Origin of the sequence: Erysipelatoclostridium sp. DFI.2.3, assembly GCF_019132535.1 — a bacterium.
Lineage (GTDB): Bacteria > Bacillota_I > Bacilli_A > Erysipelotrichales > Erysipelotrichaceae > Clostridium_AQ > Clostridium_AQ innocuum.
In genome coordinates this window covers 95,233-112,069 of record NZ_JAHOOJ010000010.1, presented here as the reverse complement: position 1 = coordinate 112,069, position 16,837 = coordinate 95,233, and the positions used below count along the sequence as shown (strand labels likewise).

The 16,837-nt window shown below is 36.8% G+C and carries 11 protein-coding genes; all 11 read left to right on the top strand.

Going from position 1 to position 16,837, the window contains the following annotated elements:
• Positions 1-287: 287 nt before the first annotated feature.
• The 11 genes from KSZ58_RS11895 (at position 288) to KSZ58_RS11845 (ending at position 16,794) form a co-directional block, all read left to right on the top strand.
• A complete protein-coding gene (locus KSZ58_RS11895) occupies positions 288-1,106 on the top strand; it encodes an ABC transporter permease (RefSeq protein WP_009270644.1) in 819 nt (272 codons plus the stop codon).
• Positions 1,107-1,118: 12 nt separating this feature from the next.
• Positions 1,119-1,955, top strand: coding sequence for an ABC transporter ATP-binding protein (locus tag KSZ58_RS11890; RefSeq protein WP_009270643.1), 837 nt, complete (start codon positions 1,119-1,121; stop codon positions 1,953-1,955).
• 50 nt (positions 1,956-2,005) lie between these two features.
• Entirely contained in the window at positions 2,006-2,398 is a 393-nt protein-coding gene (tagD, locus tag KSZ58_RS11885) for a glycerol-3-phosphate cytidylyltransferase (protein ID WP_008816554.1), read from the top strand.
• A 14-nt stretch (positions 2,399-2,412) separates the two neighbouring features.
• A complete protein-coding gene (locus tag KSZ58_RS11880; RefSeq protein WP_009270642.1) occupies positions 2,413-5,865 on the top strand; it encodes a bifunctional glycosyltransferase family 2 protein/CDP-glycerol:glycerophosphate glycerophosphotransferase in 3,453 nt (1,150 codons plus the stop codon).
• A gap of 178 nt (positions 5,866-6,043) precedes the next feature.
• Entirely contained in the window at positions 6,044-8,632 is a 2,589-nt protein-coding gene (locus tag KSZ58_RS11875) for a CDP-glycerol glycerophosphotransferase family protein (RefSeq protein WP_224720988.1), read from the top strand.
• Between the two features lie 4 nt (positions 8,633-8,636).
• Positions 8,637-9,737, top strand: a complete 1,101-nt coding sequence (locus tag KSZ58_RS11870) for a CDP-glycerol--glycerophosphate glycerophosphotransferase (RefSeq protein ID WP_008816557.1) — start codon at positions 8,637-8,639, stop codon at positions 9,735-9,737.
• 191 nt (positions 9,738-9,928) lie between these two features.
• Positions 9,929-12,475 (top strand): YfhO family protein, encoded by a 2,547-nt coding sequence (locus tag KSZ58_RS11865; RefSeq protein ID WP_009270641.1) that lies wholly within the window; start codon positions 9,929-9,931, stop codon positions 12,473-12,475.
• Positions 12,476-12,591: 116 nt separating this feature from the next.
• Positions 12,592-13,293, top strand: a complete 702-nt coding sequence (locus KSZ58_RS11860) for a response regulator transcription factor (protein ID WP_008816559.1) — start codon at positions 12,592-12,594, stop codon at positions 13,291-13,293.
• Positions 13,286-15,163: a HAMP domain-containing sensor histidine kinase gene (locus KSZ58_RS11855; RefSeq protein WP_009270640.1), complete on the top strand. Its 1,878-nt coding sequence runs from the start codon at positions 13,286-13,288 to the stop codon at positions 15,161-15,163. The genes KSZ58_RS11860 and KSZ58_RS11855 overlap by 8 nt, the downstream gene beginning before the upstream one ends.
• Positions 15,164-15,426: 263 nt before the next feature.
• Positions 15,427-15,828, top strand: coding sequence for a GtrA family protein (locus KSZ58_RS11850; RefSeq protein ID WP_009270639.1), 402 nt, complete (start codon positions 15,427-15,429; stop codon positions 15,826-15,828).
• A gap of 18 nt (positions 15,829-15,846) precedes the next feature.
• Positions 15,847-16,794, top strand: a complete 948-nt coding sequence (locus KSZ58_RS11845; protein WP_008816562.1) for a glycosyltransferase family 2 protein — start codon at positions 15,847-15,849, stop codon at positions 16,792-16,794.
• Positions 16,795-16,837: the final 43 nt, after the last annotated feature.

The window sequence follows — 16,837 nt, the reverse complement described above, 5'->3', positions numbered from 1 at the left end:
AGATTTGAATTCTTTTTTTGCGAATACCCTGAAGTAAGAAAAATTCAGATATTATCTTCCAGGTATATTCATATTAACCTTTGAATACAGCAGTATGCTTTATAAGCGTTTTTAATAAGGATAGAATAAAAGAGGGATTATCGTGAATACTGGATGAAAAGCACATAACCTACGTTTTTATGGAATTATTATGTTAAAAAACAGAAAAATGAAAAACATCTAGTTTATAGATATCATTTGTAGTATAATCAATATGATTTCTTGTGAAATTCAAAGGAGTTAGGTCTATGTTTAAAAGTATAAGGTATGTATTAAATGAAAATTTCTCTAATCTGTACCGTATTTTCTGTATAGCGAAATATGAATTACTGGCAGATATGCGCGATTCCAAGTTCGGAATATTCTGGAACTTTGCATCCCCGGCAATTCAGGTATTTACATACTGGTTGATATTCGGTGTCGCATGGAATAAGAAACCAATCGGTGATATTGATTATCTTCCATGGCTGGTCGTAGGCTATGCGGCATGGTGGTTTGTGCAGCCCTGTATTCAGAACGGCTGTAGTGCTGTTTTTTCAAAAACAAATGTAATAACGAAAATGAAATTCCCAGTCAGTGTTCTGCCGGCTACCATTTGTGCAAAAGAATTTTTTAACCATGGTTGTATGCTTCTAATAGCATTTGTAACACTGGCGATTCATGGTTTTTTTCCGAATATCTATTGGTTTGGTTTGCTTTATTATGCGTTATGTGCATTTGCATTTGTTGAAGCCGTTTCGCTGATTTTATCTGTTTTAACTATGCTCTGGCGAGATATTCGTAAGCTGATTACATCACTGATGCGGATGCTGATGTATTTTTCTCCCGTTATCTGGGAATGTCATTTTGGTAATCATGTTCCCTATCATGAACTCTTGAATAAAATTATGAAACTGAATCCTGTATATTATATCGTTAATGGATATCGCGATTCTATATTCTACAATAAAACATTTTTGGATCATCCGGCTCAGACCCTTTATTTCTGGGCAGTCGTTATAATCTTATTTGTGATCGGATGTGCCCTTATGTATAAATTCAAACGTAAGTTTATTGATATGATTTAGCAGGAGGTGTATATGGTAAAGAGTATATATGACAGCAGTGCCAATGCTGTAGAAATGAGAAATGTTTCTAAAATTTATAAACTAAAGAAAAAAGATAGTAAGAAAAGTGAAAATGAGCGTTTTTTTGCTTTAAAGGATATTACATTGAATATACCAAAGGGTGATGTTGTTGGTATCCTTGGTACCAATGGCTCCGGTAAATCTACCCTTTCTGTTATTCTTTCCGGTATTTCCGATATCGATGGCGGAGAAATGGAAATCAATGGGGAACAGGCACTGATTTCTATAAACACAGGACTAAACAATCAGCTGACTGGACTGGAAAATATTAATGTTAAGGGTGCGTTACTTGGACTTACGAAGAAGCGGATACGTGAGATAACAGATGGCGTTATTGAATTTGCAGAACTGGGGGATTTTCTTTATCAGCCGGTGAAAAAATACTCCAGTGGTATGAAGGCCCGTCTTGGCTTTTCTATATCTCTGGCTTTGAATCCGGATATCTTTATTGTTGATGAGGCATTATCTGTTGGTGATAAAGGATTTGCTCAGAAATGTTTGAATCGAATGAAAAAGCTGAGGGATGAAGAGGATAAAACGATTTTATTTATCTCACATTCCTTGCCACAGGTCCGTGATTTCTGTAAATCTGGTATATGGATTGAAGGTGGAAAGCTTGTGGAAACCGGTGATATTGATACAATTTGCGATCACTATGCCGCCTATGTAGACAAACTAAACAAATTAAGCGATAAAGAGAAAAAAGCAATGCTGGAAGAGAAGTTTAAGGAGCGTTTGATCATTGATGAAAAAACCTCTCTACTTGACAATCTGTTTCACAAGCTGTAGAAATAAGGTTATAGGGTATATAAATAAATTTACAAAGGAGAGAGAAAATTATGAAAAAGGTTATTACATATGGTACTTTTGATTTGTTTCATATTGGCCATTTAAATCTTTTGAAAAGGGCTAAGGCTTTAGGAGATTATTTGATTGTGGCAGTAAGCAGTGACGATTTTAATCTGCGTGAAAAGGGCAAGGTCTGTCAAATCAAAGATGTTGACAGAATGGAAATCGTAAAGGCTATTCGCTACGTTGATGAGGTTATTCTTGAAGAAAACTGGGAACAGAAGAAGCTGGATGTACAGAAATATGATGTTGATGTTTTTGTTATGGGAGATGACTGGGAAGGGAAATTTGATTTCCTGAAGGAATATTGTGAGGTTGTTTATCTGCCAAGAACGGAAGGCATATCTTCCACTATGATCAAGAGTGAATTGAAGCAGAAGTAGTGAGGAGGAGAAAAATGTCAGCGAAATATAAAGTAAGTGTCATTATACCGATATACAATGTCGCAGAGTATCTGGAGGAATGTCTTGAATCCATGGTTCGCCAGACAATCGATAGTCTGGAGGTCATCATGGTTGATGACGGCTCTACGGATATCAGTGGAGTGATTGCTCAGGAATATGCAAAGAACTATGACAATTTTTTCTATTATCTGAAGGAAAACGGGGGATTGGGAAACGCCCGAAACTATGGTATACAGTTTGTTCACGGTGACTATATTATCTTCCTTGATTCTGATGATATTGTGCCGGATGGCGCATATGAAGCGATGTACAAAAAGGCTGTAGAAACAGGAAATGATATGGTTGTCGGTGATGTACAGCGGTTTAATTCCAGGAAAAAATATAATTCCGGACTTCATAGAAAAGCGTTTCGTGATGCCTATGATAAAACAACTATTTTAGAAACTCCGCAGTTGATATATGATACCACTTCCTGGAATAAATTGATTAAATTCAGTTTTTGGAAGGAACATGATTTTAAATTTCCTGAGAAGATTTTATATGAAGATATTCCAGTGACGATGCCACTGCATTTTTATGCAAATGCGGTTTCCGTATTGAATGAAATCGTATACTTATGGCGTGAACGTGATGGAGCGAATAAATCGATTACACAAAACCGTACAGAAATGAAAAACTTCACGGACCGAGTGAAAATCATGCATATGGTTGATGATTTTTATAATGCACATGTAAGTGATGATCATGCGCTTTATATGAAGGATTACAAATGGATGTCTGTTGATTTAAAGCTTTATATACAAGAAATGCTGACAGCTGATGATGAATTTATCGATTATGCGATGGATGTAATCCGTGAATATATGAAGGATTTCCGAAAAGATTCTTTTCAGGATTTACAGGCAATCGACCGCATGAAATATCATCTGATAGAAACAGGAAATAAGAAGCGGCTTTTGGAATTGCTGGCTTATGAAAAGGGTGCTTATCGTACACTGAAAATCAAAAGAAAAAAAGTAAATGGCGAAATGCATTATATCGGAGACTTTCCATTTCATGATTTTCCTGAAGAATATTATGATATGACAAAAGAGCTTCGCCTGTATCCGGAGACAAGGTCTCTGCAGCAGGTTTACTGGAATGACAATAAGCTGATAGTAAAGGGATATTCCTTTATTCAACGATTAACCTGCTCAAGCAAACATGCACAGCAGCTGAAGGCTAACCTATTGAATGTCGCAACAAAAGAATCTGTATCTGTACCATTAACTGTATGCAAGGCCAATGGTGTTCGCGGAAGGCATGGATTAAAGGTTGATAAAAGCAACCGTAAAGCGCGTTATTATAATTATAAATGGAGCGGCTTTGAAATTGAAATTGATTTCAGCAGACCGGAAATACAGAAAATTGCAAATGGTATTCTGAAAGTAGAGCTGCAATATAATCGCGAAGGAATACATACATCCTTTTATGCGGGTGGGCCGGTTTCCGGAAACGATGCACGTCCCAAATATCTGAATGTGAAGGATACAAAAGTACTTCCATATTACAATCTGGGGTATGATTTATGTCTGAATTGTGAATCACTTGATGTAAAGGTTCAACAGCTTACTGTTACTGATCATGAATTAATAGTGAAGACGCAGTTGTCAAAAGAAACATTGATATGCAAAAGTGACGATGCTGTGAATGAATTAAAAGTCAAGCAACAAAATGATATGCAGAGCGCTGTGCTTGATCTGAATGCTTTTCATGCAGACCACGGGGTTATCATGGCAAAGGGCGGCAAGGCATTATCCAGCAATGATTTGCGTTTAAGTCGTTATGCATTCACGACTGATCAGCTGATTCGCGTATATAGTGATGATGCCGGATATATGAACCTTGCAGGGGAACCGCATCGTTCTGTTTTGACAAGACTATATTGGGCAGAAGAACAGATTGGTATGGAAGTAGAAACCAGACTGAGTAATGCAGATAAGCTGAAAACTGCGTATTTTGAATTGAAGGGCGAAAGCAGTACCTTGACTATGCCACCGGTTACTGGAAAAATTAATGTTCAGGGAAGCTCTGTAACAGCAGCTGCAATTATTCCGATATGTGATGATGCTTTCACAAAGAACATGGTGGCGGATAAATGGAAAACGTACATTATTTATGAATTTGAAGATGGTTCCGTACAAAAGCACACCATTGCGGCTGATGCGGTAGCGCAGCTGTCCAGAAAACCATATAAGGATTATTACTATAGTGTATATCCAAATATGGATCTGGATATGATTGTAAAGGTCACAAGAAAATGGAAATGGTATGAGAGTAATAAGCTGCGACGCAAGTTTGTGGAATTATTCATATATCCAATGCTGAGAATGCTGCCGGTACGTAAAAAAAGAATTGTATTTGAAGGCTGGTGGGGACAGAAGTTCCACTGTAATCCGAAGGCGTTTTATAAATACATGGATAAAGAACATCCGGATTATACCTGCATATGGTCTCTTGTAGATGAAAGAACACCAATTGAGGGAAATGGAATTCGCGTACGTAGAAAGAGTCTGCGTTACCACTATTACATGGCTACATCAAAATACTTTGTGAATAATGTAAACTTTATGGAGTCCTTTAAAAAGCGGAAAAAACAGGTAGAAGTGCAGACCATGCATGGGACACCATTGAAAACACTTGGATTGGATGTTCCAGGAGAGCTTCCTACAGAAGAGGCACGTCAGAAATTTATTAAAAAATGCAGCCGCTGGGATTACCTGGTTGTGCAGAGCAGCAAGGCAGAGAGCATTACATCCAGCTGCTATGCATTTAAGAAAGAATTTCTGAAAACAGGATACCCAAGGAATGATGTGCTGTTTGCAAAGAACAATGAAAAGGATATTACTGATATAAAGAAAAAGCTTGGTATTTCACCGGAGAAGAAAGTGATTATGTATGCTCCGACATGGCGTGTACGAAATCAGTTCAATATGAAAATTGATATTCAGGAGTTGAAAAAGCAGATTCAGGATGACTATGTTCTGATGCTGCGTATACATCCTTTTGCAGTTAAAGGTCTGAAGGAAGACCTGCTGGATGAATTTGTAATCAATGTAAGTAACTATCCAAGTGTTGAGGAGCTTTATCTTGCTTCCGATATTGTTATTACAGATTACTCATCTGTAATGTTTGATTATGCAATTTTAAACAGACCAATGCTGTTCTTCACATATGATTTGGAAGATTACAGAGATACTCTGCGTGGATTTAACTTTGATTTTGTCGCAGAGGCACCAGGACCTCTGCTGAAAACTTCCGATGAGGTGATACAGAGTATTGTGAATATTGATAAAGTTGCTCAGGAGCATGACGAGGCTTTGCAGAAATTCCGTAAGAAGTTCTGCGAGTATGAAAAAGGTACGGCATCCGAACAGATTTTTCAAAGGGTTATGCAAAATCAGTAAACATCAGGATAAAGAATGTAATAGCCTGTCGTTTGAAAGTTAGAAGTCAGTGTCTATTGACACTGACTTCTTTATATAATCGTTCAGGCACAATATGTTTAAGGGATGGTCTGTTTATGGTGACTGTGTTAAAATACAGTATAGACAGACAGCTTATAAGAGCAGTAAGGAGATGCGTATGTCAAAAAGTGTAGATGTCAGTGTAATCGTGCCTGTATATAATGTTGAAAAATATATACGCGTTTGTTTGGACACCCTGGTTCATCAGACATTATCCAATATCGAAATTATTGTTGTAAACGATGGAACGAAGGATGATTCACAGAAAATTATAGATGAGTTTTCTTCTCTCTATCCGGATAAAATCATTGCATTGAAAAAAGAAAACGGGGGGCTTTCCGACGCTAGAAACTATGGTTTGGAGCATGCGAGTGGTGCCTATGTTGGATTTGTAGATAGTGATGACTATACAGATATCGAGATGTATCAGAAGCTGTATGAGAAAGCGAAGCAGGAAAACGCGGATATTGTTGTTTGCGGATATTATGGTGTACAGGAACAAAACGGGCAGTTCCGGCATTTTCAAAAAGGAAATCTACAGGAATTTGACAAGAGCCTGCAGGAAAATCCTCGATTGCTGTATATGAACTCTACCTATGCCTGGAACAAGCTGTATCGGCGTGAATTATTTATAAAGACCGGAATACGGTATCCAAAAGGCTGTCTGTATGAAGATATGGCAGTAACCTGGACTTTATTTTTACATGCGAATAAAATTTCAAAGGTTGATGAACCGTTATACTACTACATACTGAAACGAGAGGGGGCAATCACAGCTACCTACAGCAGTAAGACATTACAGATGTTTCAGTCTATGGAGCTGGTAAATACATATTACAAAGAGCAAAATGCTTTTAATCAGTACCAGGACATCCTGTGCTTTCTTAATCTGAAGCATATGCTGCTGCGGTTTCAGGATTTTCCGGGGTACCATAATCTGTCTCTTAAAAAAACAATGATCAAAACCGGATTTCAACATATGAACAGGAATTTTAAAAACTGGAAAACAAACAGTATCTTTTTTGAGGATGTATATAAGAACCGTAAAATCAAGTATATGGTTCCATATAAAGCTTTCTGGTATTTGTTTATGTTTGTACCCAAAAGTGCACTCACCTGTATGAAGACTGTTAAAAAAACGGTCAGTAAACTTAAGCGACTGGTGAGCAAGCGTTCCTATATTACACGGTATGCCTATCACGCATATTGTAAAAAGCATCCGGTGATAAAGGGACAGGTGCTGATCGAATCCTTTCAGGGAAAAACCGTTTCAGATTCACCCTTCTATATCGCACAGCAGCTTCAGAAGCAGGTTGATAAAATATACATTGCAACAACTGAAAAAAATAGGCAGGAGCATAAACAGCTGCTGAAGGAGCACGGACTGGAGACTGCCATACTCGTTCCTGTATACAGCAAAGCATATCAAATGGCTCTGGCAACCAGTGAAATTCTAGTTAATAATGTTACATTTCCACCATACTTTATCAGAAGAGATGAACAGGTGTATCTGAATACCTGGCATGGAACACCATGGAAAACATTAGGTAAGAAAATGAAAAACGGTATCCAGGATATGAGTAATATACAACGAAACTTTCTGCAAAGCAGTATGCTTCTGTTTCCAAATGTATTCACCAAACAGAGGATGATAGAAGACTATAATTTGACAAATTTATTTACCGGGCTATCCTATACAGCAGAATATCCCCGTAATCTTGTATTTCATGAGCATGAGAAAACGATAGCTATTAAAAAACGGTATGGTTCGGAGAAACTGGAAATGATAGCTTATATGCCCACATGGAGAGGATTGACAAGCACTGCATTGGAAATAGCGGGCTATGCCGAAGAACTGAAAAAGATATTACAGGTATTGGATGAAACGCTGAATGACGATCAGATGCTTTATGTCAATCTGCATTCTCTTGTAAAGGATGTGATACCGATTCAAGGCTATCAGCATATATGCTCCTTTCCTGAGGGCGTAGATAATTATGAGTTTCTGATGGGCTGCGATATGCTGATAACAGATTATTCCAGTGTACTGTTTGACTTTGCACTGACAAAAAGACCTGTCATATTATTTGTTTATGATGCTGAAGAATATGCCAGAGATCGTGGTATGTATTTTTCCGTTCAAGATCTTCCATTTGTAAAGGCGGAAACATTAAAACAGCTTCAGGAATATATTACGAAGCAGAAATCGGTGGAAATCAGCAAAGCTGCATGGAATGCATATGCAGATGTATTTGTATCCAAAGCTGCTTTTGATCCTGCAGTATGCCTGAAGAAGGTTCCTGTGGATTCCATTACAGATTATGCTGATAATAAGAATAAAGAGCGTACAGTGTACTTTATACCGAAAATAAAGAGGCTGCAGGACATCCAATATTTAAAGGAAGCTGCGGAGGATCACAGTGCAATAGCAGTTTTGGATCGTCAGGATTTCACTCCGCTTACACAGAAACTGCTGTATCAGGAATTTCATGAATGCCTTGATTATATCGTCATGGATGTTCGTATGCAGTTATCGCCTAAAGAGGAACTTAAGAGACTGCTGCACAGATTTCCCGGGATGGAGGCCTATCGCCGCGAATTCCAACGAATTTTACCAAATATTAAGGTGAAGGAATGCGTTGATTTTAAGAAAAGCAGATATACATTCGGTATGAAGAAATATATTGATTCACAGAACAGGAGATGAGGACATGGGATTAAAAAAGCTTATTCTCCATATGGTATTATGGTTTTTTTATCAACTGGCAAAATGTCTGCCAGTCAGACAAAATCGAATCACCTTTGTAACACTGACTTCGCAAATACTTACAGGTGATTTCAAACTCTTGGATGAAGAACTGAAGCGTTATCCGGATATTGAAATACGTTATATTCTCACAAAGTTTGAAAAGACGATAAAAGGTGATTTATTATATTTCCTAAATTGTATTAAACAGGTATTTCTTATCAATACAAGCAAAGTTGTTATTTTAAACGATAACAATTATGTAGTTTCTCATTTTAAAAGATCGCAGGTCAGGGTGCTTCAGGTATGGCATGCATGCGGTGCTGTAAAGAAGTTCGGAAATGAAATTGATAGGCAGTATGAGATAAAAAACTATGATTATGTTCTTTCTACAAGTGATCAGTGGAAACCGGTATATGCGAAAGCATTTGGTGTTAATGAGCATCAGGTGCTGCCGTTAGGAATACCACGAACGGACGCTCTTTTTTCAAAGGCGTGCAGACTGGCATATAGAAATGAGCTACTGGAAAAGTACCCTGAACTGCAGGGTAAGTATGTAATCCTCTATACTCCAACCTTTCGAGGTAATATCATAAAGGGGCTGCGTCATGTGGATTTAGATCTTTCATCTCTGATTGAGAAGCTACCGGATCATTATGCTGTTATGTATAAGATGCATCCTTTGCTGCGTGATGTTGACCTTGGAAGTGGTGAGCGGATTCTGAATGTAACAGATGAAGAGCTGAATCATCTATATACGGTAGCAGATTGCCTGATTACGGATTACTCTTCTATTTTGTTTGACTTTTCAATTATGGAGAAAAAGGTCATTCTCTATACGCCTGATCTTGCGGAATATGGAGAAACACTCGGCTTCAACATAGATTTGAAATCCATACCCTTTCCGGTATGTCAGACAGCAGAGAGCCTGACGAAAGAGCTTTGTATAAAAGATTATGATAAGAAATCCATAAAAGCATTTAAGGATATGTATTTTATGTATCAGGATGGAGAAAGTACCAAAAGAGTAAGCAGCTTTATTTATCAACAGCTGAAACAATCATGAGTTATATGCGAAGGAGTAATTGAAGAATTTTCTTCGATTATTCCTTCTTTCATATTATTGGGCCGTTAGGCATTTTAAAAAATATGATGAAATTTAAGAATATTTAAGGAAAAAAAGGAAAGTCGCAATTCATAGAATGATATAATCATAGAGGTTAATAATAGTAAAGAATTAGAGAAAGTTGGAATGCAATGAAAAAAAATGATATACGTTATATGGCAGTATTGGGAATACTCATTGTTCTGATAACAGGTGTTCTCTTTACGCTGCTGCAAAGCAAACAGCTTGTATATGGTTCCATAACGGACTGGCTGAGTCAGCATGTGGCGTTTGCTGAATATTTCCGCGAGAATTTTTATCAAACAGGACAGCTGTATCCAGACTTTTCATTACAGCTTGGAGCTGGTCAGAATATGGCAGAGTTTATTTATTACGGGCTGCTGCGACCGGAGATATTGCTATCCTATGCGTTTCCTATGATCAAGATGTCTACCTACATTATGATCAGCAGCATTGCTCTCACAATCACAAGCACGGAATTGTTTTATTACTGGATAAGGAAACAAAATATTTCGCAACATGCTGCATTTTTTGCTTCGGTTATTTTTTTATGTGCAGGTCCCATGCTGTTTCATACGCATAAGCATGTGATGTTCATCAACTATATGCCATGGCTTATACTGACATTTATCGGAATTCAACGCTATCTTCAAAAAAGGAAAAGTGCTCTTATGATGATTGGTATTGTACTGATGATTCTGGAAAGCTATTTCTATAGTGTCAGTGCTCTCTTTATGTGCGGTATCTATGCAATATATGAAATCCTGCGAATGCAGAAAAAAATTGATTATCTGGAGTCTCTTAAAACCATAGGCAGGCTGATGGGACAAGTGCTTATCGGTGTAGGCATCAGCTGTTTCATTCTCCTTCCAACGGTAATCATGATGTTCAGTCATACCAGAGAAGCAATCCAATCCCCAACACTTATGGAGTTGTTGAAGCCGGACATGGATATCAGCGCACTCACCTATACCGGATTCAGATCCAATGCGTATTCTGCGGGTATGTGTGTGATTGCCTTGGCTGCGGTTGTATATTTTATTTTCAGAAATTCCAAAGAAAAACGAGCTCTGGGTATCATGACTCTACTGATTACTATCCTACCCTTGTTTTGTTATATTTTAAATGGTCTGCAGTATGTACGGGAAAAGTCTTTGATTCCAATGATTCCGCTCATTGGCTATATGATTGCGGAAATGCTGTCTGAAATGGAAAACAAACCATCTCGCAGGCTGCTTTGGATTTTACCGTTTTTATTCCTTCCTTATTTCTTTATTGAATTGGAAAAGCTGAAGCTTCTGTATTTGATAGACGCATTCTTTTGTTCAGGAATTTTTATATTATATACGGTCACAAGAAAAAAATATATATTTGGTATATATCTGCTGTTTCCTTTGCTTTTAACAATGCCAACAAATAAAGTTGAGAATTTCGTAAAACAGTCTCAACTCTCAAAATTTGAAAATACAGATAAAAAAGCACAGGTGAAAGCTGCGCTGGATCAGGACTCTTCTCTTTATCGCTTTGATGATCTGCATTATGCTTTACGTACATGTAATCAGGTTCTGGATAGCCGAATGTATAAAACATCTCTGTATTCTTCAAATCGAAATCAGGATTATTCCTATTTTACGGACAAGGTGATGGGGATGCCGGGACCAAGCACGAATAATGCAACCGTCACTGCGGAAAAAAATTCTTTCTTTCAGTCACTGATGTCTGTTAAATATCTATATGGTAAGGGTACTGTTCCATTGCATTACAGCATCCTGTCCGGTGATAAAAACGGTTATGTAGCCGTTAATGAGAATGTATTGCCGATGGGGTATGCAACATCGGATTTGTTATCCAAACAGCAATTTCAAGACCTGAAATATCCTTATTCCATGGAAGCTGTATATAACAATGCAGTTGTTGAAAGAGCTGATGTGAAAGAGTGGAAGAGCAGCCTGCAGGAAGTGCAGCTTTCATATAAGCTTTTGCACATGGATGATTCTGTTACTGTGAAGAAGCTTAAAAATGGCTATCAACTGACAGTAAGTAAAAAAAGCACGATAAACTTACGATTGGATCAAAGCATCGACGGGCAATTGCTTATTTTGGATCTGCCGATTACTGAAATTAAAAAGCCGTCAAGAACAGTCGTAGGTATCGAAATTAACGGCATTGTGAATAAGCGCGGATCAAACAGTGATATGTATGGCAACAATAGAAATAATTTTCGTTATGTTCTGGATAGAGACAAGCCATGGAGAGATATCACTTTAAAATTGGAGAAAGGGGCTTATACAATTCAAAATCCCAAGGCATACCTTATGGATGGCAGTGTCTTAACCGAGCGACATAAGAGCATAGATGCATTAAAAGGTGAGCGCATGTCAGGTAATAATGTATTAAAGGGAGAAATAGACGTTAGAGATGACGGTTATTTTGTAACCTCTATTCCGTTTGATAAGGGATTTACAGTACGTTTGGATAACAAAGAAATTGCATATGAAAAAGTAAATACAGCATTTGTTGGATTTCCAATAAAGAAAGGCCATCATACTGTAGAAATTACGTATCAAATGCCAGGAAAAAGCGCTGGAATTATGGTCAGTATACTCTCTTTGCTGATTGCTACAGCACTTTATCTGAAACAAAAAGTATCCATGCAGCGGTTGAAACAAAAGAAATAGAAGAAGAAACAGGTCTGTGACAAAACACAGATCTGTTTTTCATATATAAAGAAATCTTAAAAAATCCTCGTCCTATTCGAAAAGTTCTGTATACTTATAGGTAAGAGGTGATACATATGGAGCAGTCCCGTATTCTTGTTGTAGATGATGATAAGGAAATTCGTGAAATTATCCGTGTTCTGCTTACGCAGGAAGGGTATGATGTTTCAGAAGCGAGAAACGGAAGAGAAGCGTTGGAGTATATGAACGATCATATTGATTTATACATTTTGGATATTATGATGCCCTACATGGATGGATATGAGCTGTGTGAACAGATTCGTAAACATAGTAATGCACCAATTTTGTTTCTTACAGCGAAAGGTACACAGAAAGATAAAGCGCAGGGCTTCTTTAAAGGGGCGGATGATTATCTTGCCAAACCGTTTTCCTACTCGGAATTACTGGTGCGTGTAAAAGCGATGCTGTGCCGCTTTATGGTCTATCAGGGAAAGCAGGCGGAAATAGAAAAGCGTTATCGTATCCTTCAAATCAGGGATATTCGCATTGAAGAACGCGATGAGGCAGTATATGTAAAAGGAGAGAAGATAGCAATGACAGATCTGGAATATCAGCTTTTACATTTCATGGCAACACATAGGAACCAGACGTTTTCTGCTGAGGAATTATTTGTATCTGTATGGAATGAGCCTTATTTCACATCTGCAAATAATACCCTCATGGTGCATATCCGAAATGTCAGAAAGAAGATAGAAGAGGACGCCAGAAATCCGAAATATATTAAGACGATATGGGGAAAGGGGTATCGCTTTGAATAAGAAAAAAAATGGCTGGTTTTTAAAAACATATGTTCTTTTAACCGTTGCGTTTATCACCTTTTTCACTGTGTATGCTTTTCGTTATGATGTATTGGACTCTCTATATAAAAAAGGTTATGTAGAATTCGAAACCAAGGAAAGTATGGAAAAGAAGCTAAAGCCTGTTATAGAAGAGAAATATATTTATCCTGAAAATATAAATGATGTCACAAATAAGCTAAACGAATTGTTTCCGGACTATGATTATCATATATGGTCAACTATTTATGGCGAAAAAAAGAAAGTTCAGGTATATGAGACAGGATATGATTATATCGAGGAAACACAGCATTACAGGGAAACAATAGATATAACGTTTGCTAGAGGAATTTTGAGTGTACAAATTCATCCAAAGATAACGAGCTATTTAAATGCTTATCGATTATTTTGTCTAGTTAATGCAATTATAATCTCTTTCATTATGATAATACTATACAGGTATGAGCAAAAAAATAGTAAACTAAAAACGGTTTTATATCACTTATGGAACAAACCTAAGCTACATCGGTTGCATAAATTATCAACAGAACTTCTCCTAGTTAGTATAGGAACAATTCTATTTGTTTCCTTTATGCTTGTATTCTTATACATAGGTCGTGATGTTCCTATTGCATTTATGAGAGAACTACAATTATATGAACATGCACTGGATGAGCAAGCAGCTGTCATCCAGGAGAAATTACGTAATATAGATATAAGTAAGGGAAATAACAAAGAAATTGAAAAAATATTAAAAAATAATCTCCCTGATACAACGTATTCGTTCATTGAAGTTATTCCTAATAAAAAAGATAAAATATATGAATATTCATATATGAATGAAATGTATGAGAATAATGATTTATACATTTTAAACCATACGTATGCATCAACTGCTCATATCAACTATAATTATATAATGGAGAATGATCAGGGCTTTGTTCAATTAAGGATAAACTATTATCCCTATTTGAACTATACTTTACCATATTTGATAGTATCTGTCATTCTTTCGTTTTCTTATCTCCTTATATTTCTTCAATTGTTTATAAGAAATAAAATCAAAGCTATTCAAATAATACAAAAGGATACTTCTATTTTAGCAGGCGGAGATTGGAGCCATTCCTTCCAGTATTATGGAAGTGATGAAATAGGTCAGCTGAGTGACGAATTACGCAGTATGCAGAAGAGCTTTTATGACAACATGCAAAATGAAAAAAAAGCGAGAAAAGCAAATCAGGAATTGATTACAACACTATCGCATGATTTGCGTACACCTTTAACCTCTTTACTTGGTTATCTGGAATTGATTCGTTATCGGGAAGGCAGTGTGGAAATGAAAAGAGAATATCTTGATCGCTCCCTGTTAAAGGTGGAACAGATTCGAAGTCTTTCCAATAAAATGTTTGAATATTTTCTGGTGTTTGAAAAAGAAGAATCTCTGAATCTGGAAGTACAGCCGCTTTCCAATTTATTGAATTATATTAGAGAAAATATTGAGTTTATGCAGCAGGATGATATGAAAATCACCTATACACTGGAGGATGAACACTATCAGATTGCATGTAATATTGAAATGCTGCAAAGAGCAATGGATAATTTATTCTCCAATATGCATAAATATGCAGATCACAGTGCTACAGCCATTGTGCGTGGAATTTGCGAAGGAAATCAATACCAGTTATACATGAGTAATCAGATTCGCATAGATGATGAAAAAGTAGAAAGTAACAGAATTGGATTGAAAAGTGTAGAAAAAATAATAATGATGCATAATGGAACAATGAATATTGATGTAAAAGAGAATACATTTACCGTTGTATTAGAGCTGCCATTGGTTATTGCAGAATGAATCGCAGAATCATGGGAACAATGAAACTAATGCAATGATTTGCAGATTTTAAGAAACCTTAAGATAAAGCTGATAGCAAACAAAAATTATGAATGTTAAAATATAGAAGGAAGCTGGCTTTCCTTTGCTATAAATGTTTGGTTTTATAATCAGATATGATTTCTTTATTACTGATTGCTGATAAAAGACTGGAAAACAGAAGGAAAATGGCGTATTCTTATATATAGCGTATATAAGCTAAGCAGGTATGAAAGAGGTATTTTATGGATGAGAAGAAGAAAAATATAATAGAACTGCTAAACTATGTCGTTGTTGGTGGTTTGACAACACTTGTGAATTTTGTTGTGTATTTCTTCTGTACACATATACAACTGCATTATTTAATAGCAAATGTTATAGCATGGATATTTGCAGTGCTGTTCGCCTATATAGCGAATAGAAAATATGTGTTCAAGAGTGAAGGAAATGATCAGAAAGCTGAATTTTTACAATTTGTGTCTCTGCGTGCTGTAACACTCGTTGTGGAAAGTCTTCTGCTGTTTGTCTGTATCCAATTAGCAGCTATGAATGAAAATATTGCGAAGATTTTTGTCAGCATTGTTACGGTTATAGGCAATTACGTATTTTGTAAATTTATGATTTTCAAACCAAAAACGCAGGAATAGTGAAACGAGGGATGTATTATGAAATTGTCGCTGGTAGTGCCTTGTTATAACGAGGCTGATAACGTAGAGTTATTTTATGAAAAGGTCGAAGCTACTTTTCGGAATGAAACCTTTGATTATGAGTATATATTCATCAATGATGGTAGTAGGGATCAAACTTATGTTAAGCTAAAAGAGCTTGTAAAGACATATCCGGACGCTCATATTAACATCATAAACTTTTCACGCAACTTTGGAAAGGAAAGTGCAATGTATGCAGGGATGAAAGAGTCAGTTGGTGATTATACCGTTATTATAGATGCTGATCTTCAACAGGATCCGGCCTATGTTCTTCGCATGATGCAGATTCTTGATGAGGATGACAATCTGGACAGTGTTGCAGCCTTCCAGGAGAAGCGTAGGGAAGGAAAAATTTTACGAGGCTTCAAATCAGCATTTTATCATATGATAAATCGTGTTTCACAAGTAGAATTTGTTGATGGAGCTAGTGATTTTCGTTTACTGAGCCGTCCTATGGTTGATGCCATTTTGTCATTGCCTGAAAATAATCGGTTTTCAAAGGGAATTTTTTCCTGGGTCGGATTTCATACATATTATATGGCTTATGATGTTCAGGATCGTGTAAACGGACAGTCCAGCTGGTCCTTCTGGAAGCTGTTTAAATATGCAATCGAAGGCTTTGTATCATTTACGACGATGCCGCTGCGTATAGCGACGGTATTCGGTATCACATTTTCAGGACTGGCATTTCTATATTTAATAGTGGTATTGATACAGAAATTGATTATGGGAATCACAATTCCAGGCTATGCGACAACTATTTGTCTGATTTTGCTGATTGGTGGTATTCAACTGTTTTGTCTTGGAATCATGGGTGAGTATCTTGCCAGAACGTATATGGAGACAAAGCGAAGACCAATTTATGTACAGAGAAACAAAATTGATTATAAGGAACGAACAAAGTAGTATAGGCAGATATGCTTGCACTGCTTTTTTTGTGCGGTTTATA